The following is an 18,715-nucleotide window of genomic DNA, read 5'->3' on the forward strand; positions in this document are numbered from 1 at the left end:
GATGAAGGTTCCCTTCATCGTTTCAAGCCCGGCTTTGCCGGTACGCCTCGACTGTTTTCTCCGCGCATCGGCGCCAGGTGAAACCGGACGCGTACGCCCGCCGTTCGGCCTGAGCGGCAGGAGTGGCCGGTGCCGCGACGGCCTGAGCCAGCGCTTCGGCGAGCGCTTCGACATCACCGACCGGCACGTGCAAAGCATGCCCGCCAGCGGTCTCGCGCAGTGCGGGCACGTCCGAGCACACCACGGGAACGTTGCACGCCAACGCTTCCAGCACGGGCAGCCCGAACCCTTCGTCCCGCGACGGCATCACCAGAGCCGTGGCCCCGGCCACCACCGAACGAAGATGCACGTCCGACAGGTACCCGGTCCGCAGCACTCGTCCGTCCACACCGGACCGGCCGGGTCCGACGATCACCAGCGGTGGCAGCGACGGATCAGCCGCGTGCGCCTTCACCAGGTACTCCAGGCCCTTGCGCGGCCCGTCCGCACCCACGAACAACAGGTACTCCGACGGCAGGCCCAAACGCCCGCGCAACGTCACCGAAGGCGGCCGGGACGCGAACCACGCGGGATCGACGCCGAGCGGCGTCACGACGATCTTCTCCAGCGACACCGAGAACCGGTCCGCCACGACGGAAGCCACCGCCGCGGTCGGCGTGCAGATCACGTCCGCGCGCTGAGCCGACAACCGGACCAGCTCCGGCAACCGGCGGTCCGACGGTGGCAGGTCACCGGGCGCGTCGAGGAACGCCAGGTCGTGGATCGTCACCACGCGCCCGGCCCGGATCGTCGGCGGCAGCACGAAGTTCGTGCCGTGCATGACGTCCGAGAAGCCGGCGAGCATCTCCACCGGCGGGAACGGGGCGTTGAGCCACATCGCTCGCAACGCTCGTGCCGCCACGGGCAGCCCGCGCGCGGTGACGTCGTGCGGCAACACGGTCCGCAGCGCCCGCCAGCCGCGCAACGTGAAGGCGACCGCGCGTACGTCGGCCTCCTCCGGCATGGAAGCCAGTTCTTCGGCCAGAGCCGCCGTGTAGCGGCCGATTCCGGTGCGAAGTCCGAGCAGGGGTGTGCCGTCGAGCAGCACAGACAACGGTTTTGGGGCTCTAGCCATTACGTCCACCACGCGCGATCTTGCGCAGACGCCCCGTCGCCCGCTTGGCCAACTCGGACGGGCCACCGGCGTCCAGGTACTCGCGCACCAGCCGCAGGTCCCGCTTCATCTTGTCCGCCTTGCTCAACCCCGGTGTGCGCACCAGTGGTGCGGAGCCCGGCAGACGGTCCGCGGCGGGCCTGGGGTCGCGGCAGAACTCCGCCAGCGGCGCGAGCGCCGTTTCCCAGGTGAACCGCTCACGGACGACGGCGATGCGCTCACGGCACGCGGCCGCGAACTCCTCGTCGTAGAGCACCTTCTCCAGCGCGTCGGCCAATGCCTCCGGGTTCTCCGGCGGCACCACGACGCCCAAACCTTCGCGCAGCACCAGGTCCGCGAACGAGTCGCCGGACGTGGTGACGATCGGCAGGCCCGCCCACAGGTAGTCGAGCACCCGCGTGCGGAACGCGAACGTGGTCTCGACGTGCTCGTAGTGCGTTGTGACACCACAAGAAGCGTCGAGCAGGAAGTTCTGCCGGTCGTTGTACGCCACCCAGCCGTCGTTGAAGAACACGGTCTCGCCGGTCAGCCCCAACGACGCGGACAACGCCCGCGTCTGGCCGGCGATGTCCATGTCCGGCACCTCGGGATTCGGGTGCTTCATGCCCAGGAAGAACAGCTTCGCGTCGGACCGCTTCGCCCGCAGCTGGTCCATCGCGCGGATCAACGACAGCGGGTCGAACCAGGAGTACACGCCACCGGCCCAGATCACGACCTTGTCGGTGTCCGATATCCCCGGCACCACGCCCTTGATCGCGGGGGCGGTGCGCTGCGGCGGCTTGCCGGACAGTCCGAAGGGGACGATCCCGAGCAACGACTCGGTCGTGGGGTCGTTGTCGTAGAGCATCGGCGTGAGACGGCCCAGTGAGGCCAGGTGGCCGAGCCAGAAGTGCCGCTGCCGTTCCGACGCGCACAGGAAGAAGTCGCCGCGCTCGAGCTGGTTGTTCAGCACCCGCGTGATGGTCTCCAGGTCGAGAGCGCGCTTGTCGTCCTTGTCGTCCTTGCCCTGTTCCAGCAGTTCCAGGTGCATCGGGTCGTACATGTCGCAGACCACGATCTTGGACGGCGCCGCGTTCTTCCCGCCGATCATCTCCAGCGCATGACCCTGCAGCACCACCACGTCCGCCCACTCGACGTGCTGCGTCAGGTCCTTCGGCCGGGCCCGCTCGACGGCGAACGGCGCGTCCGGAGGCACGCACAACGGGTTCGTCGTGACCAGCCGCACCTGGTGTTCGCCGGACAGGACGTCGGCCATGTGCCACGCGCGGATCGCCGGGCCGGCCATCCGGTCCGAGATCGCGTCGCCGGTGATCACCAGGATCTTGCGCGGCTTGCCGAACACGTCGTCCAGCGCGAGCACGTCGACGAGGATGTCGTGCGCCGCGAGGTAGCGCGGCAGGGGATAGGCGGGCTCCAGCGCCTTGCGCATCAACGGCACCAGGTCGGCGTCCGACCGCGACCTCGCCGCCTGCTCGATCTTGCGCGACTCCGCGAGCGACGGCATCAGCTCGACGAACTGGTCGATCGCGAGGAACCCGGCCAGCGCCTCACGCGACATCCCGACCGGCTCGCGGTCCAGCGCCGGGTCCGACGGCCTGCGGGTGATCTCGAGCTGCGTCGCGTCGATCTCCCCGCGCGCCGTCGCCCTGCGCACGCACAACGCCAGCGCGGCCGGCAGCACCTTCGCCAGCGTCTCATCGGAGAAGTTCTTGTACAGCGCCGCGAGTGCGTTGCGCTCCAGCAGGTACAGCTCGCGGCTGTGGTCGATCGAGCTCATCGACGCGTGGTGGCGGTGGAAGGTGAGCGACGCAGGCTCGTAGCGAACGCGCCAGCCGCGCAGGTTGAGCCGCCAGCCCAGGTCGACGTCCTCGTAGAACATGAAGAACCGCTCGTCGAACCCGCCGAGCTCGCGGTAGACCTCCGCGCGCACGAACATCGCCGACCCGGTGCCGAACAGCACGTCCCTCGGGTCGTCGTGCGAGCCGTCGTCGTCCATTCCGGCGTGGCGCTTGTAGCCCATGCCGAACCAGGTCAGCCCGCCGTCCACGAAGTCGATCTTCTGCCCGTCCCAGTCGAGCACCTTGCTCGCGACCGCGCCGACGGCCGGTTCGGCGTGGAAGACCCTGATCGCGGCCTTGATCCACCCGCGGTCCGCGCGCGCGTCGTTGTTCAGGAACGCGAGCACGCTGCCGGTGGCGTGCTCGACGCCGAGGTTGCAGCCGCCCGCGAAGCCCAGGTTGGCGTCCGAGGTGACGATCTTGGCGCCGGGGAGGTCCTTCTTGAGGCGTGCGGTGTCGTGCGCCTCGTTGTCGACGACGATGACCTGCAGCAGCTCAGCCGGGTAGTCCACCTCGGCGAGTCCGCGCACACAGGTGATCGTGTCCTCCGCGCCTCGGTAGTTGACGACGACGACGGACACGACGGGCAGTGATGCGCGATCCACCTCCTAAGCCTGCCTCATCACTCTGCGCGCCCGCAGTGCGGTTGCGCAGATCAACAGCAACAAGATCGCGATTGGTACCCCGAACACCCACTCTCCTGACCAGTCGTTGCGGTCCGCGAGCAACGGCCGCATCACCGGGTGCCGCAGCACGGTGGCCGGACCTGGCTGCAGCTTCTTGTCCTGCTCACCGGGTACGACGATCCGCAGCTCGGCGCCGTCGGGGCAGGTGACGTAGTGCGCGAACGCGGGGTTGTCCGGGCCGGGGATGTCCTCGACCTTCGTGATCACGCACTGCTGCGGTGTGGCGAGCAGGTCCATCAACGCTCGGTGGCCGTCGCTCACGAGGACCGCTGTGCCCGGAATCACGACCATGAACGCGGGCAGCACCAGCCACGCCGGCCCGAGCTTGCCGACACCCCACGCGAACGCGAGCGACAGCAGGCAGCACGGGACCAGCACCGCGAGCTCGTAGCCCCTGGGCACGATCGCGCCGAGCACGACGGCGGCGGCGATCGCGGCCAGCCCGGCCACGATGAGTGGCACCGGCCGTCTCACGGCACTTTCCGGAGTGCTCTGGCGACTGGAATGAGAAGAATCATCGCCAGGGGGACGCTTGTGACCAGGAGCAGGTTCCATCTGGTCTGGTCCGCGAACACCGGCTGCAGCGGCTCTCCGATGAGAACGTCCGCTTCCATGATGTTCAGCCGCTCGTCCCAGTTGCGGTCGAGCTCGACCGTTGTGGACGGGCAGACCAGGGTGTAGTCGACCGACGGGTGCTTGTTGAACGGGTGCTCTTGCGTGTGTGTGACCGTGCAGTGCTCGACGTGCCCGATCCGCTGCATGAGCACGCTGTGACCGCCGAACGTCAGCAGGAACGGTGCCGCGGCTCCGAGCAGGAACGCCGGCAGTGCGATCCACTTGTGCTCGGCCAGGCCGGTCACGCCGATCGCGCAGGCGAGGCCGCCCAGGAACCCGATGAAGAGGAAACCCGTGGTGAGGGTGATGCTGAGTGCTGTTCCGGCCGCTACTCCGCCGAGCCCGCCCGCGATGAGCAGCCACGCGGTGCGCTTCGGCACGGGTTCGTCGTTCGGCTCCCGGATCACGCGGGCTTGCGGCTGCGGCTCATCCTCTGGTGAGGAGCTTCACCCGCAGTGTCAGCCCGGCCTTCAGCAGCAGCCGGAACGGGGCCCACAGCACGCCCTGGTGCCGGTCGGCCAGGTACAGATACGCGCTGCGGTGGTGCTCCCGCAGCATCCGGTCGCTCGATCGCGCCGTCGAGTGGCCACCGATGTGCGTCACCTCGGCGTCCGGCACGTAGACGTTCTGCCAGCCGGCCTTGGCGACCCGATCGCCGAGGTCCACGTCCTCGAAGTACATGAAGTAACGCTCGTCGAAGCCCTTGACCGAGTCGAACGCCTCGCGCCGCATCAGGAAGCAGCTGCCCGACAGCCACTCGGCCGCGCGCTCCACCGGCGTCTGCTCCTGCCGGTACGCGCGGGTCCACGGGTTCGACTTCCAGACCACGGCGAACAGCGCGTGCCCCAGCCCGCGCCCGAGCGAGGGCAACAACCGCGCCGACGGGTACACCTCACCGTTCGGCTCGCGGATGAGCGGCCCGAACATGCCGCCCCTCGGCCACCTGTCCGCCGCCTCGATCAACGTGTCGACGCTGCCGGGCGCGAACTCGATGTCCGGGTTGGAGATCAGCACCCAGCCGACGTCCCGGCCCAGCGCTTCGACCCCGCGGTTCGCGCCGCCGCCGTAGCCCAGGTTCCCGCCGGTGGGCACGAACCGGACGTGCTCGCGTTCGGCGGCGACCTGCTCCGGCACGCCGTCGGTGGACCCGTTGTCGGCGAGGATCACCTGCACCGGGCGTGTGGTCGCCTTCGCGAGGGTGTCCACGAACGGTGCCAGCGTCTCGCCCGGCGAGTACGTGACCGTCACGACACCAAGTCCGTCGCCGTAGTTCACGCGGGCCACAGTAGTGCGTCGCGTTTCACCGACGGCGGCGCACCATGACCGCGCGCTCGTAGGCCAGCCGGTGCCGGTCCGCGCTCATGGCCCAGGAGAAGTCCTTCGCGCGTTGCTGCGCGGAAGCTGCCAGAGACGAGCGGCGGGCCGGGTCGTCCAGCAGGTCGGCGATCGCCGCCGCGATGTCCCCCGCTCCGACACCGCAGTACGCGACCGCCTCGCCACCCACCTCGGGCAGCGACAGTCTTCGGGTGGTGAGCACGCACGCGCCTGCCGCCATGGCCTCCAGCACCGGCAGGCCGAAGCCCTCGCCGAGTGACGGGTAGGCGACCAGTTCCGCACCGCCCAAAAACCCGGCGAGCTGTTCGAACGGCAGGTAGCCAGCGCGGATCACGCGGATCCGGTGCGGCACCGAGTCGAGTGCCCGTTCGACCTGGCTGTCCCAGCCGGGCTGGCCGGCGAGCACCAGTGCGGGCGGGTCGGAGCGGCCCACCATCGCCTGGGCGAAGCCGCGGATCAGCGCCGGCACGTTCTTGCGCGGTTCGAGTGCGCCGAGGAACGCGACGTATGGCGTGTCCCCCAACGACAACGTGCGCCGCACCGCCATGATCTCGTCCGGCGACGGCGGGTGGAAGCGCTCGGTGTCGACGCCGTGCTGGGCGATGTGCAGGCCGCGGCGATCGGCACCGGCGACGCGCGCCAGTTCGTCGGCGGTGGCCTGGGACGGCACCACGCACAGGTCTGCACGTCGCAGCGAGGCACGGGTCCACGCGCGGAAGAAGCGCGCCTTGACCGAGGAGTGCAGCACGGGGTCGGTGAAGAACGTGGCGTCGTGCAGCGTCACGACCGATGCGGCCTTGCTGGCCAACGGAAGCGTGTAGTGCGGTGAGTGCACGACGTCGACGCCAAGAGACCGAACCAGGCGCGGCAACGTCGTCTGCTCCCAGGCCAGCCGCGCTGTCCTGGTGGCGACGGCGTCCGCGGCGCGCACCACACGGGCGTTCGGCGCGATCTTGGTGAACAGGTCCTCGTCGCGCGGCTGGCACACGACGGCCAGGTCGGCGCCGTCGGCGTCCAGTGCGGCGACGAGCGAATCCACGTAACGGCCGACACCACCACGATCTGCGGGAACCGCGGTGGCGTCGATCAGCACGCTGGGTTCGGCGGTCGGCACGATCAGTCAGCGTAATGTCATTCGCGAATGCGTTTAGCGGGAATGCGCCAATCCGGTCGTCACAGGTGGGTCTCCCAGACACCGAGCGCGGTCTTTTCCCAGGTGAACTCGCTCGCGCGGGTGATACCGGCCTCGATGGTGTGATGCGAATCCATCAGAACCGAACGCAGTCCTTCCGTCAACGAGGCCAGATCGCCCCGCCGCACGACCGTTCCGGCGTCTCCCGCGACCTCCACCAGAGCCGGGTCGTCGGAGTGCACGACGGGTACGCCGGCGGCCATCGCCTCCAGCACGGGCAGCCCGAACCCCTCGGCCAGCGACGGCGCCGCCAGCACGGAGGCACCCGCCAGCACCGACGCGAGCCGGGCGTCGGAAACCTTGCCCAGCAACGTGACGTGCGCCGCGCGGAGATCGACACCGCCCCACCCCTGCGGCCCGATCACGACCAGCGGGACCTTGAGCCGCTCGGTGGCCCGTACCAGCAGGTCGAAGCCCTTGCGGGGCTCGATGGTGCCGACGGCGAGCACATAGCGATCGAACAGATCGTCCGCCGGAGCCCCTTTCAGCGGAGTGACCCCGTTGGGCACCACGTGCACCGGAACGTCGATGCGCACGTGAGCAGTCAGTTGGTCGGCGACAGCCTGAGTCGGCACGACCAGAGCCTTCGCCTGGACGGCGGCCCTGGCGATGACCTTGCGATGCCACGCGACCCCGCGCGGCGTCAGCGTTTCCGGATGCGTCCACGGCACGACGTCGTGCACCGTGACGACCGCGCCCGGCAGCGGGGCGAGCGGCGTGGGAGCGTGCACGTGCGGCCCGAGCCGCGGCGGCAGCCCCCGTTCCCACAACGCCACCAGCGCCCGGCGCGGCAGCCTGATCACGCGATCCGCACGAGCCGTCGCCGCGCTGGTCACGCTCCAGCCCGAAGGCGCCGTGTCCTTCAGGGCCTGCAACAGCTCGGCCGTGTACCGGCCGGTCCCGCCGGGGACGGGCGCGTTGAGTTGCTCGGTCAGGACTACCAGCTCTGGCACGTCGCGTACCGTCTCACGCCGTGTCCGCACTCAGCACCGTGGTGGTCGTGACGTGGCGCGGCCGTGACCACATCACGGCGTGCCTGGACGCTCTCGAAGCCCAGAAGAGTCCGCATAGGACGATCGTCGTCGACAACGCCTCCGACGACGGCACAGCCTCGTTGATCAGCGGACATGAGGTCGTCAGGCTGCCGGAGAACCGCGGCTACGCAGGCGGTCTGGCGGCGGTGCTCGACATGATCGACACCCCGTACGTGGCATGGCTCAACGATGACGCGGTACCGGACCCGTCGTGGCTGACCGAGCTGGAGAACGCGCTCGAAGGTGATCCCGGCGCGGCCGCCGCCACGTCGTCACTTCTGCTGACCGACGGCTCGACGCAGTCCGTGGGTGTGGCGTTGACCTCAGACGGCCACGGAAAGGACGTCGTGCTGGCCGGGCGCGAGGTGTTCGGCTTCTGCGGTGGCGCTGCTCTGGTCCGAACCGCGGAGCTGCGCGCGGTTGGTGGCGTGCCGGCGAGCTTCTTCTGCTACTACGAGGACACCGACACCGCTTGGCGGCTGCGGCTGGCCGGGCACCGGGTGATCTCGGTCGGGCCGGCACGGGTGCGGCATCGGCACGGCGCGAGCACGCGGCCGGGTTCGGAGTTGTTCCACCGCTGGAACGAGCGCAACCGCTTGCTGATGCTGCTGCGGTGTGCGCCTGCATCCGTAGCGGTGCGAGAGCTGGCGCGGTTTCTGGTGATCACGGCGCTGCTGCCGTTGCGCGAAGACGTGCCGGAAGCGGCCAACTTCAAGCTCGGGCTGCGGCTGAAGGTGCTCGGTGAGGTGCTGATCAGGCTGCCGGCGACCGTGTTCCAGCGGTTCGTGATCGGCTCGCGCTCGAAGATCGCGCGCCGCCAGGTGTGGCAGGACTGGGCCGGTCGCTAGACCGTCACATGCTCCCGTTCAGGCGCTGCGTCAGCGAGTTGCGCGTCTGCTGGTGGTTCGTGGCGGTGGGGATCACACCCTGCTGTACGACCTGAGTGATCTCCGCGTCATCCGCCACGGGCATCGGCTGGGTCGGCATCGGCTGGGGCATCGGCTGCTGCGGCCGCGGCTGATGACCCATCTGGGCCGGCGGAATGATCATGGTCGAGTCCGGGTCCTGGCGCGGATCCATGGCGTTGACCAGCGTGCGAGGGACCTGCTGCGTGTCGGACGCGTCCATCGGAGATGTCATGTTGTCCGGCGTCACGATGTGCCGCCCACGTGCACGGGCGCGGGCGAGCATGGCGTCGGCCCGGTCGCGGGGGTCCATGTCGGATTTAGCTCCTTGCCGGGACCAGATCCCGTATGACGATCTGCTTCGTGTCAGAGTATTCCGTCGAACGGCTCGCTGTAACGCGGAGGAGGAAAAAGGTGCACGGCGTCGAAGCTGTGGTGCTGGTCGGGGGCAAGGGCACCCGTCTTCGCCCGCTGACCCTGTCCGCTCCCAAGCCCATGCTGCCGACCGCGGGGGTGCCGTTTCTGACGCACCTCCTGTCGCGGATCAAGGAGGCCGGCATCACGCACGTGGTGCTCGGTACGTCCTACAAGGCCGAGGTGTTCGAGGAGTACTTCGGTGACGGCTCGCGGCTCGGCCTCGAGCTCGAGTACGTGGTCGAGGAGGTGCCGCTCGACACCGCGGGCGCCATCCGCAACGTCGCGGACAAGCTGCGCGAACCCGACGTGATGGTCTTCAACGGCGACATCCTCTCGGGCGTCGACCTGACGGGGATCGTGGACACGCACCGCGAGCACGAGGCGGACGTCACGCTGCACCTCGTGAAGGTCGCGGACCCGCGCGCGTTCGGCTGCGTGCCGACCGACGAGGAGGGCCGCGTGCAGGCGTTCCTGGAGAAGACCGAGAACCCGCCGACGGACCAGATCAACGCGGGTTGCTACGTGTTCCGGCGCGAGGTGATCGACGCCATTCCGGCCGGTCGCCCGGTGTCAGTTGAACGCGAGACGTTCCCCGGTCTGCTGGAGGCCGGTCGTCGCCTGCAGGGCCACGTCGACGCCACCTACTGGCTCGACCTGGGCAAGCCTGAGGCGTTCGTGCAGGGTTCGGCGGACCTGGTGCGCGGCGTCGCGCCGTCGGCCGCGGTGGCCCAGCCCGGCGACTTCCTGGTGCTCGAGGGCTCGTCGATCCACGAGGGCGCCACGGTTCGCGGTGGTTCAGCCGTCGGCTCGAACTGCACTGTCGCGGACGGCGCGGTGCTCGACGGCGCGATCCTGTTCGACGGTGCGGTCGTCGGTGAGGGCGCGGTCGTCGAGCGCTCGATCGTCGGTGCCGGTGCGCTGGTGCAGGCTGGTGCGGTGTTGCGTGACGCTGTTGTCGGCGACTCGGCCGTGATCGGTGCTCGTTGCGAGCTGATCGGCGGGGCGCGCGTGTGGCCGGGTGTGGTGCTGCCCGAGGCCGGCGTGCGCTTCTCGACGGATGCCTAGGAGATCTTGGACTCCACCGTTCCCACTCGACCTGGGCGCGGTGCTGGGAGGTTTGCGCCGCGGACCAGGTGACCCGTCCTTCTCCACGGAGGGCGGCATCTGGTTCGCGGCCAACACCCCGTGCGGCCCTGGCACGCTCCACATCCGCCGCACCGACACGATCGAAGCGGAGGCGTGGGGCGACGGCGGCGGCTGGCTGCTGGACGGCCTGCCCGCCCTGCTCGGCGCGGACGACCCGGTGGACGAGTTCGTCGCCCACCACCCGATCATCGCCGAGGCCCGTCGCCGACGCCCCGGCCTGCGGCTCGGTGCGTGCGGGCGGGTCTGGGACCTGCTGTTCGCCTCGATCCTGGAGCAGAAGGTCACCGGCACGGAGGCGTTCCGGACGTGGCGCGAACTGGGCCGCCGCTTCGGCGAACCCGCACCCGGCCCGATGCGCCTGAAGGTCCCGCCGACGCCTCAACGCCTGCTCGGCCTGCAGGACTGGGAGTGGCACCAGTGCGGGCTCGACGGTGCCCGCCGCCGCACGTTGATCAACGCCGCCCAGGTCGCGCACCGGCTGGAGAAGGCGGCCGAGATGCGCAGCCGCGAGCTGCTGGAGAAGGTGCCCGGCATCGGCGTGTGGACCTCCGCCGAGGTGGCTCAACGCTCCTGGGGCGACCCGGACGCCGTGAGCGTCGGCGACTACCACGTCGCCAAGAACGTCACGTGGGCGTTGACCGGCACGCCAAGCGATGACGACGCCATGATGGAGCTGCTGGAGCCGTACAAGCCCCAACGCCACCGCGCGGTCATGTACCTGGAGTCGGCGGGCATGCATCGGCCGCGGCGAGCCCCGAGGTTCTCGCCGCGCGACTACCGCAAGTTCTGAGGGGGAGTGCCGGTTGGCGAGGAAGTACGTGGCGAGAGGCGTGCCCGGCGGCTACCGGATCTGGAACAACAAGTCGCGGCGCTGGTGGGGTGACCACTACGAGCTGTGCCCCGACGACCTGCTCGCCGAGCTGAACGGCGCCAACGACCCCGCGCGCATCACCGAGCTGCTCAGGCGCTACCGGGCGCTCAAGCGCTAACGGATCCGCGCCAAAGCCGACTCGATCAGCGGGTGCAGGTCGTCCACGTTGTCCGGCAACGAGTCCAGCGGCCACCACTGCAGGTCGACCGACTCGGCAGAGCGGACCGGCTGCGCGCCCATCGGAGCCCGCACCAGGAACCGCACGTCGAAGTGCCGCGTCGGCACACCCAAAGAGCACGTGATCGGGTGCACGTCGAGGTGGATCGGCGTCGGCTCGATGCGCAGCCCGCGCATGCCCGACTCCTCGGTGGCCTCGCGCAACGCCGCCGCGGCCAGCGACACGTCCTCCGGCTCGCAGTGGCCGCCGAGCTGCAGCCATCGCCCGACCCGCGGGTGCAACGTCAGCAGCGCGTGCTCCGCGGTGGCGTCCAGCACCAGGGCAGAGGCCGTCAGGTGGCCCGGCTCGCAAGAACGCATGCACGCGTCCTCACGGGCCCCCAGGAAGCCCAGGTAGGCCTCCTTCAACGCGTCCTGGCCGGTGAACCGGCTCAGCGTGGAGACCGCGTCGTCGTGCAGCGTCACAGTTCGATCAGCCCTTCCAGCGGCTCGCGCGGCGTCAGCGGCTCGGTCGGGTGCCCGACGGCCACCGCGCCCAGCGGTTCCCAGTCGGCAGGAACACCCAGCACGGCGCGCACGACGTCCGCGCAGAAGATCGTCGACGACACCCAGCACGAGCCGAGCCCCTCGGCGGCCAGCGCCACCAGCAGGCCCTGCACGGCGGCGCCACCGGCGACCGTGAACATCGTCTTCTCGGCGTCCGCGCGCCGGTCGTCGGGGTAGCTGTGCGACCCGTCGCGGACCAGGAACGGCACCACGATCTCGGGTGCCTCGACCAGCAGATCACCGCGCTTCACCCGCCGCGCGATCTGTTCGGCGGTGAACCCGTCGGCCAGAAGATCCGCTTCCCACTGCGCCCGCATCGCCTGCAGCAGTTCGGCGCGCTTCTCCCGCACCAGCACGAACCGCAACGGCTTCGTGTGGTGCGGAGCAGGCGCCGTCAACGCGGCCCCGACGGCACGCTTCACCGCAGCGAGATCAACCGGCTCGGACGAGTAGAACCGCACCGACCGCCGCATCAGCACGGCCTCAGCACGCCCCTGAGCCAGCGCTTCCTCGGTCCCGAGCCGGAACAGGTCCTCGTGGGTCGGCCGCGCCAGATCACGTGCGGACGACCCGTCGTCCACCACCTCGAACCCGCGCAGCACGGCCACCGGCACCGCCCCGAGCTTGCCCTTGACCAGGTCGGCAGCGGCCGCGATCTCATCGGCGACGGCCACCTGCGTGACGACCAGCTCGTTGCCGTGCTCGTCGACCGAACCGGCGTAGTCGTGCAGCACGCGGATGCCGGACGCGCCGATCGCGGCGTCGGTCTGCCCGATCCGCCACGCGCGGCCCATCGTGTCCGTGACCACCACCGCGACCTCGACGCCGAGCAGGCTCTTCAACGAGCTCCGCAACGCCGCCGCCGACCCGTCCGGATCCACGGGGAGCAGCGCGATCTCGTCGCCTGCCACGTTCGACGCGTCGACCCCGGACGCGGCCTGCACGATGCCGAGCTTGTTCTCGGTGATCAGCGTGCGCATCTTGCGGGCGAGCACCCGCACGGACTCGGCCTCGACGTGCTCGCGCCGGATCCTGTCGCGTTCCTCCGGATCGGCAGGCACCCGAACGAGCCGTCCCTCTACTTTGGACAGCACCTTGGACGTCACGACCAGCACGTCGCCGTCGCGCAGCCAGGGCGCGGCCTCGGCGATCGCACCCGCGAGATCGTCACCGGGGCGAAATTCCGGCAGACCCGGTACCGGCAGCAGCTCCAGAGCCGCGGCGGCGTGATCAGTCAACGTCGACTCCGGCCAGTTCCAGCGCGTCACGGGCCATCTGCGCCGTGGCGTCCACATCGGACATGAGTAGCGGAACCGCGCGAACCGCGACCCCGGGAACGTCCGCGCGGTCGCCGGTGTGCACCAGCCACGCGTCGAGAATGCCGTCCTCAGAGCACTTGCGAGAGCCGTAGAGCCGCCCGACCGCCTCGGCAGAGGTCTCCACACCGATCGCGTCCAAACAAGCGTCGGCCATGCCGCGCAACGGTTTCCCGCCGATGATTGGCGACAGGCCCACCACACCGGCGTCGGTCTTGCGCAACGCGTCCCGCACGCCGGGCACGTTCAAGATCGTGCCGATGCTCACAACCGGGTTGGACGGGGCCAGGATCACCGCGTCCGCCTCGGCGATCGCATCGAGCACACCAGGCCCGGCGGTGGCGGCCTCGGCGCCCACGAACGCGAACGACTGCGCCGGAATCCCGGCCCGGTGCTTGACCCACCACTCCTGGAAGTGGATCGCACGAGGTTCGCCGTCCAGCTCCACGACGACGTGCGTCTCCACGCGGTCGTCGGACATCGGCAGCAGCCGCACGCCCGGCTTCCAGCGGTCGCACAACGCCTCGGTGACGGCCGACAGCGGGTACCCGGCGCGCAGCATCCTGGTGCGGACCAGGTGCGTCGCCATGTCCCGGTCGCCGAGCCCGAACCACGTCGGCTCGGCGCCGTACGCCGCGAGCTCCTCCTTGACGGTCCACGACTCGCCCGCACGGCCCCAGCCGCGCTCGGTGTCGATCCCGCCGCCCAGCGTGTACATGCAGGTGTCGAGGTCGGGCGTGATGCGCAACCCGTGCATCCACACGTCATCGCCGGTGTTGACCACCGCGGTGACGTCAGCCCCGAGTTGCTTGAGTCCCTGCAGGAACCTCGCGCCGCCGACCCCGCCGACCAGTGCTACGACCTTCACGCCAAGCCATGCTTCCACAGCGCTCGTTCAGGGGTTCAGGTAGCGCCAGAACTGGAACGCGATCGCGCCGGCGCCCGCCGAGCTCGTGTCTCCACCGACCAGCTCGAAGACCGTCGAGGCCAGTGCGAAGAACAGCCGGTTCACCTCGGCGAAGGCGATCAGCACGGCGAACAGGACCAGCGGGGCCCACGGCCGGGCCTTCGCGCCGAACTGCTGCGTCTGGTACGACATGAACGGTTCCAAAACACCCCAGCCATCCAAACCCGGAACCGGTAGGATGTTCAGCACGAACGCGATCACCTGCAACAAAGCCAGGTACGAAATAGCGCCGGCGAGCGCGGCCGGCGGCGAGAACAGCGTGACGATTCCCGCGAGGATCACGCCGAGCACGAGGTTCGTGACCGGTCCCGCGAGTGAGACCAACGACTCGATCTTCTTCGACCGCAGCGCGTGGTGGTTGATCCACACAGCGCCACCCGGAAGAGGGATTCCGCCGAACGCGAGCAGCACCAGCGGCAGCACGATGCTCAGCACCGGGTCGGTGTAACGACGGATGTCGAGCGTGAGATAACCCTTGTCACGTACGGAAAAGTCGCCGCCCTTGTACGCGACGGCGGCGTGCCCGAACTCGTGCAGGCACAGCGTCACCGCCCACCCGGCGAGTACGAAGAGGATGGTGCCCGAGATGATGGCCACGTCACCTTCGAGCAGGGTGAGTGCGGCTCCGGCGGCGGTCGCCGCGAGCAGGCCGAGGAACAGTGGACTGGGGCGCACCGCTGATCGCTTCACCCCACCAGTGTGGCGTGTCGGCTCGCGTGGTGGGCCGTTCGGGCACCTGTTGCGACACCTGAATCACTGTCTGTGCTGCCAGTCAAGGTTTTTGCGGCCATCTGCGCGAATATCCCCCGACGTGTGGACTCCGCTTGACCGCCCGCTGTGACGCAGGTGTAATCACATCGGTGTCATTCGTCGTTGTGGGAACGGCGACTGGCGTCCGCCAACCGGGGAGAGCGGAAGGCGAGGAGGCGGACGAAATGCAGGAATTCGAAGAAGATCACGTCGCGCAGCCGGTAGTCCAGGGCGAGCTGTCGTACCTGTTCGACCCTGCCGACGAGCAGGACTGGCAGGAGCGCGCGCTTTGCGCGCAGACGGATCCCGAGGCGTTCTTCCCCGAAAAGGGTGGTTCGACGCGGGAGGCCAAGCGCATCTGCCTGGGCTGCGAGGTTCGTTCGGAGTGCCTTGAGTACGCACTCCAGCACGACGAACGCTTCGGCATCTGGGGCGGTCTCTCGGAGAGGGAACGCCGCAAGCTGAAGAAGCGGGCCGTCTAACGCGGTCAGAAGTGTGATCTTTGTGCCTTAACTTGAGGACGTGACAAGTCCTCACCCGAGGCTCCGGACCGCGCCGGTGCTGTGCGTCCTGGTCTGCCACGACGGCGACCAGTGGCTCAGCACGGCGCTGTCCGCGTTGCGGCGCCAGCGGATTCGCCCCAGGCATGTGATCGCGGTCGACACCGGATCCCACGATCGCACCGCGACTGTGCTGGCTCAAGCTGGCCTTGCCGAGGCGGAAGATCTGCTGGACGGCGTGCTGACGGCGCCTCGTGGCACGGGTTTCGGCACCGCTGTGCGTCTGGCGGTGGAGCACGCCGTCGAACGGTGGGGCGATCCCGGCAAATGGCTGTGGTTGCTGCACGACGACAGCGCGCCGGAACCCGACTGCCTGGCCGCCCTGCTCACCGCGGCCGAGGTGTCGCCGTCGGCTGCCGTGCTGGGTCCGCTGTGCCTCGATTGGGTGGATTCTCGTCTGGTCGTCGAGGCGGGTTTGTCGACGGATTCTTCAGGACATCGACAGACCGGCTTGTCGTCCGCCGAACATTCGGCGTCGTTCCAGCAGAGCACCGAAGTGCTCGCGGTGTCGTCCGCGGGTTCGTTGATCCGCCGCGAGGTGTGGCACGAGCTCGGCGGCTACGACGAGGCGATGCCGCTGCTGCGCGACGATCTCGACTTCGGCTGGCGCGCTAATCGCTCCGGTCATTTGGTCCTGTGCGTACCGGTCGCACGCATGAGACATGCGCGCGCCGCGACTAAAGGCGCACGTCGTTTGGACGCGGCCATGGCACGGCCGGGTCCGTCTTTTCGAGGCGTCGACCGAGCGCACGGGATGCGCACCTTTCTGGTCAACACCTCGGGTTTCTCGTTCCTCATCGGACTTCCGCGCCTGCTCTTTCTGTCTTTGCTGCGGGCCTTGGGTTTCCTGTTGCTCCGACGTTTCGCCGACGCGCACGCGGAAGTGGGCGCCGCGCGCTACCTGTTGACCAGAGGCCGATTGTTCGAGGGCCGCCGCGCTCGTCGTGGCTCTGCCGTCGTGCGGGGCCTCTTCACCTCTCGTTTGACCCGATTCCGCAACGCCGTCCGGGCCGGCGCGACGTTCCTGATCCGCCGGCGTGTCGAGGCCGACGCGGCGCTCGGTCGTCTGCCCGCGTCCGATGCTCGTTCGGCGTGGCTCGAACCATCCGAAGTGGACACTCGCCCGGTCGGCCCTTCGGCGCTGCCCGCCGGTGCTGCCCGCGGACGCCCGCGCGTGGCCGGTCTGCGCCGGCCCCCGATCGTCGTGCCGGTCGACGCCGCGTGGCCGGGTGCGCTGCGTCCTTCACCGCGGCCGCGTCCTTCACCAGGGCCGCGCGGACCGGACATGGTCTTCGTCGAGGTCGACCAGTCACGGGTGCTGCGCTCGCTGCTGCTGGCGCCTCCCGTGCTGCTGGTGCTGAGCCTGTCGGTCGTCGCGGTGATCGCCAACTGGGCGCGCCTCGGCTTGGACCTGGCCGGCGGCCGGCTGCTGCCCGTGGGTTCTCTCGGCTCGGTCTGGTCGGCCTACCTCGCCTCCTGGCACCCGGTGTTCGGTGGCACCGCCGCTCCGGCTCCCGCGGCTCTCGCCGTGCTGGGCCTCATCCCCGGCGGACCTTCGTTCGCGGTCGCCATGCTGCTGCTCGGCGACATCCCCCTCGCGGCGTTGTCGGCCTACATCGCGTCACGAGGCATGCGCGTACGCCGGTCCGTGCGCGCGGTGGTGGCGGCCTTCTACGGACTGCTGCCAGTGGCCACCACCGCTGTGTCGGAGGGACGCCTGGACGTCGTCGTCGTCCACATCGTGACGCCCGTGGTGTTCGCCGGCGTCTACGCCGTGTTGCGCGCGTCGTCCACGCACGCCTGGCTGCCCATGGCTTCCGGCACGGCGCTCGGGGTGGCTGTCCTGGGTGCCTTCTCGCCGCTGACCCACGTCGTCACGATCGTTGGCGCGTTGGCCGGGTTCATCGCGGTGTCCGGTGGAGCCCGCCGGATCGCCGCGTTGTTCGCCATCGTGCTGTTGCCCATGGCGTTGTTGTTGCCTTGGCCTGCCGTGTTGTTGCAGCACCCCGAGATGGTCCTGAACGGGCTGGGAGCCACGTTCTCCTCGCCTCCGCCGAACCTGATCGTGTGCTCGGTGTTCGTGGCGGCGGCTTTCGCGGCTGCTGTGTTGCGACCCAACGCCTCGATGCTGCCCGGGCTGCTGGTGATCGTGCTGGCGATCGCCGCGCTGGCCGCAGTGGCCGCGGTCAAGGCCTGGCCCGGGACGCCGTTGGTGATCTTGGCGTGGGGGCTCGTGTGTGTGGTGCTCGCCGGGTGTCAGCGTGGGGTCGCGCCTGGGATCGCCGGGCAGGCTCGGGTGCGGCGTGCGGTGTACCTCGTCGGGGTGGTGACGTTGGTCAGCCTCGGGGTGGCCGGGTTGCTGGATCTCCGTGGCGGCCCGTTGAAGGCTGATGGCGGGGTGCGGCTGTCTTCGTCGTTGACCGCTGAGCTGGAGCGGACCGGGCGGTCCGTGCTGATCCTCGGGTCTCCCGTTCGGCAGGTGGCTGGGCGGATGCCTGCTTTTGGAGATGACGACTTGGTGCCCACCGTGTCGTCGCCTGCTCGGTTGCGGCGGTGGAATTCGTCGTTGCTGGACGGGGCTGGGCCGGTGGTGACGCTGGCGCTGGCTCAGGCTGCGTCTTCCGGGGTTTCGTTTCTGGTGTTGCCTTCTGAGGAGGCTGCTGCTCGGGTTCGGGCCGCTGGTGGGGAACTGGTGTCGGTGGCGCCTGCTGCTTCTGATGGGCGGCCCGTTTTGCGGTTGCGGTTGGCTGCGGACACCGGGGTGTTGTTGGGGCCTGACCTGGCTCGCCGGGCTCGTACCGGTGGGGAGCCGCCTGTTGAGCTGGCTGCGGCTGGGGTGGCGCCGGTGAACGTGTCGTTGCCTGAGGTTGCGGTTCGGGTTTCGGCTGGTGGGGATGGGCGGGTGCTCGTTCTGGCCGCTGAGGACGAGCCTGGGTGGGTGGTGTCTGTGGATGGGGTGCAGGTGCCGGTGGTGCGGGCTTGGGGGCATTTGGTCGGGGTGCCGCTGCCCGGGGACGCGGCTGAGGTTCGGGTGGAGATGTCGACCACGTTGAGGGATTTTCTGTTGCTGGCTCAGGCTGCGGCGGCGTTGTTCACGGTGTTGACGGCGATTCCTTCTCGTCGTCGGGGGTGAGGCCGCCGTTCCGGTGGGCGCGTCCCGTTCCGTACGCGGGGTCCGTAGGTGGTCACCTTGCGATGGGCGAGTCC

General features: G+C 69.5%; 18 protein-coding genes. 6 read left to right on the forward strand and 12 right to left on the reverse strand.

Annotated features, from left to right (window positions below; translation table 11 throughout):
• Positions 1-22: 22 nt before the first annotated feature.
• The 7 genes from UK23_RS31400 to UK23_RS31430 all read right to left on the reverse strand — a co-directional run bounded on the left by UK23_RS31400 (position 23) and on the right by UK23_RS31430 (position 7,772).
• Entirely contained in the window at positions 23-1,114 is a 1,092-nt protein-coding gene (locus UK23_RS31400; protein WP_196777962.1) for a glycosyltransferase family 4 protein, read from the reverse strand.
• Positions 1,107-3,596 (reverse strand): glycosyltransferase, encoded by a 2,490-nt coding sequence (locus tag UK23_RS31405; RefSeq protein ID WP_045315318.1) that lies wholly within the window; start codon positions 3,594-3,596, stop codon positions 1,107-1,109. Before UK23_RS31405 ends, UK23_RS31400 begins: the two co-directional genes overlap by 8 nt.
• 3 nt (positions 3,597-3,599) lie before the next feature.
• Positions 3,600-4,139, reverse strand: coding sequence for a hypothetical protein (locus UK23_RS31410; protein ID WP_156213513.1), 540 nt, complete (start codon positions 4,137-4,139; stop codon positions 3,600-3,602).
• Positions 4,140-4,147: 8 nt separating this feature from the next.
• Positions 4,148-4,672, reverse strand: a complete 525-nt coding sequence (locus tag UK23_RS31415) for a hypothetical protein (protein ID WP_156213514.1) — start codon at positions 4,670-4,672, stop codon at positions 4,148-4,150.
• Positions 4,673-4,718: 46 nt separating this feature from the next.
• Entirely contained in the window at positions 4,719-5,567 is an 849-nt protein-coding gene (locus tag UK23_RS31420) for a glycosyltransferase family 2 protein (RefSeq protein ID WP_196777963.1), read from the reverse strand.
• A 25-nt stretch (positions 5,568-5,592) separates the two neighbouring features.
• Positions 5,593-6,720, reverse strand: coding sequence for a glycosyltransferase family 4 protein (locus UK23_RS31425; RefSeq protein ID WP_045315331.1), 1,128 nt, complete (start codon positions 6,718-6,720; stop codon positions 5,593-5,595).
• Between the two features lie 80 nt (positions 6,721-6,800).
• Complete coding sequence (locus UK23_RS31430) at positions 6,801-7,772, reverse strand: glycosyltransferase family 4 protein (RefSeq protein ID WP_045315322.1); 972 nt, start codon at positions 7,770-7,772, stop codon at positions 6,801-6,803.
• 20 nt (positions 7,773-7,792) lie between these two features.
• On the opposite strand from UK23_RS31430, the gene UK23_RS31435 reads away from it, so the two are divergent.
• Complete coding sequence (locus UK23_RS31435; RefSeq protein ID WP_231114763.1) at positions 7,793-8,701, forward strand: glycosyltransferase family 2 protein; 909 nt, start codon at positions 7,793-7,795, stop codon at positions 8,699-8,701.
• A gap of 4 nt (positions 8,702-8,705) precedes the next feature.
• Here UK23_RS31435 and UK23_RS31440 read toward each other — a convergent pair whose 3' ends face one another.
• Complete coding sequence (locus UK23_RS31440; protein ID WP_045315323.1) at positions 8,706-9,071, reverse strand: hypothetical protein; 366 nt, start codon at positions 9,069-9,071, stop codon at positions 8,706-8,708.
• A gap of 101 nt (positions 9,072-9,172) precedes the next feature.
• Here UK23_RS31440 and UK23_RS31445 point away from each other — a divergent pair, with 101 nt between their 5' ends.
• Genes UK23_RS31445 through UK23_RS50690 form a run of 3 tightly spaced genes read left to right on the forward strand, consistent with a single transcriptional unit; the run spans position 9,173 to position 11,310 of the window.
• Complete coding sequence (locus UK23_RS31445; RefSeq protein ID WP_045315324.1) at positions 9,173-10,240, forward strand: sugar phosphate nucleotidyltransferase; 1,068 nt, start codon at positions 9,173-9,175, stop codon at positions 10,238-10,240.
• Positions 10,233-11,111, forward strand: coding sequence for a DNA-3-methyladenine glycosylase family protein (locus UK23_RS31450; RefSeq protein WP_045315325.1), 879 nt, complete (start codon positions 10,233-10,235; stop codon positions 11,109-11,111). The genes UK23_RS31445 and UK23_RS31450 overlap by 8 nt, the downstream gene beginning before the upstream one ends.
• A 13-nt stretch (positions 11,112-11,124) precedes the next feature.
• Positions 11,125-11,310, forward strand: coding sequence for a hypothetical protein (locus UK23_RS50690; protein WP_082115121.1), 186 nt, complete (start codon positions 11,125-11,127; stop codon positions 11,308-11,310).
• Here UK23_RS50690 and UK23_RS31455 read toward each other — a convergent pair.
• From UK23_RS31455 to UK23_RS31470, 4 genes are read right to left on the reverse strand one after another with little or no spacing between them, the layout of a single operon-like run.
• Entirely contained in the window at positions 11,307-11,834 is a 528-nt protein-coding gene (locus tag UK23_RS31455; protein WP_045315326.1) for an NUDIX hydrolase, read from the reverse strand. The two genes, UK23_RS50690 and UK23_RS31455, sit on opposite strands and share 4 nt — an antisense overlap.
• Positions 11,831-13,210 (reverse strand): coenzyme F420-0:L-glutamate ligase, encoded by a 1,380-nt coding sequence (locus tag UK23_RS31460; RefSeq protein ID WP_196777964.1) that lies wholly within the window; start codon positions 13,208-13,210, stop codon positions 11,831-11,833. The genes UK23_RS31455 and UK23_RS31460 overlap by 4 nt, the downstream gene beginning before the upstream one ends.
• Positions 13,146-14,099, reverse strand: coding sequence for a 2-phospho-L-lactate transferase (gene cofD / locus UK23_RS31465; RefSeq protein WP_045315327.1), 954 nt, complete (start codon positions 14,097-14,099; stop codon positions 13,146-13,148). Before cofD ends, UK23_RS31460 begins: the two co-directional genes overlap by 65 nt.
• A gap of 27 nt (positions 14,100-14,126) precedes the next feature.
• On the reverse strand, positions 14,127-14,888 hold the full coding sequence (locus UK23_RS31470; RefSeq protein WP_045315328.1) for a site-2 protease family protein: 762 nt from the start codon (positions 14,886-14,888) through the stop codon (positions 14,127-14,129).
• A gap of 245 nt (positions 14,889-15,133) precedes the next feature.
• On the opposite strand from UK23_RS31470, the gene UK23_RS31475 reads away from it, so the two are divergent.
• Positions 15,134-15,430 (forward strand): WhiB family transcriptional regulator, encoded by a 297-nt coding sequence (locus UK23_RS31475; RefSeq protein ID WP_045315329.1) that lies wholly within the window; start codon positions 15,134-15,136, stop codon positions 15,428-15,430.
• 40 nt (positions 15,431-15,470) lie between these two features.
• Entirely contained in the window at positions 15,471-18,641 is a 3,171-nt protein-coding gene (locus tag UK23_RS31480; protein WP_045315330.1) for a glycosyltransferase family 2 protein, read from the forward strand.
• Positions 18,642-18,715: the final 74 nt, after the last annotated feature.

The organism is Lentzea aerocolonigenes (assembly GCF_000955955.1).
Taxonomy (GTDB): Bacteria; Actinomycetota; Actinomycetes; order Mycobacteriales; family Pseudonocardiaceae; genus Lentzea; species Lentzea aerocolonigenes_A.

Excerpts from the sequence above, each read along its gene's own strand:
- UK23_RS31400 (WP_196777962.1), bottom strand. The coding sequence starts at position 1,114 with ATGGCTAGAGCCCCAAAACCGTTGTCTGTGCTGCTCGACGGCACACCC.
- UK23_RS31440 (WP_045315323.1), bottom strand. The coding sequence starts at position 9,071 with ATGGACCCCCGCGACCGGGCCGACGCCATGCTCGCCCGCGCCCGTGCA.
- UK23_RS31450 (WP_045315325.1), top strand. The coding sequence starts at position 10,233 with ATGCCTAGGAGATCTTGGACTCCACCGTTCCCACTCGACCTGGGCGCG.
- UK23_RS31460 (WP_196777964.1), bottom strand. The coding sequence starts at position 13,210 with ATGTGGACGCCACGGCGCAGATGGCCCGTGACGCGCTGGAACTGGCCG.
- UK23_RS31475 (WP_045315329.1), top strand. The coding sequence starts at position 15,134 with ATGCAGGAATTCGAAGAAGATCACGTCGCGCAGCCGGTAGTCCAGGGC.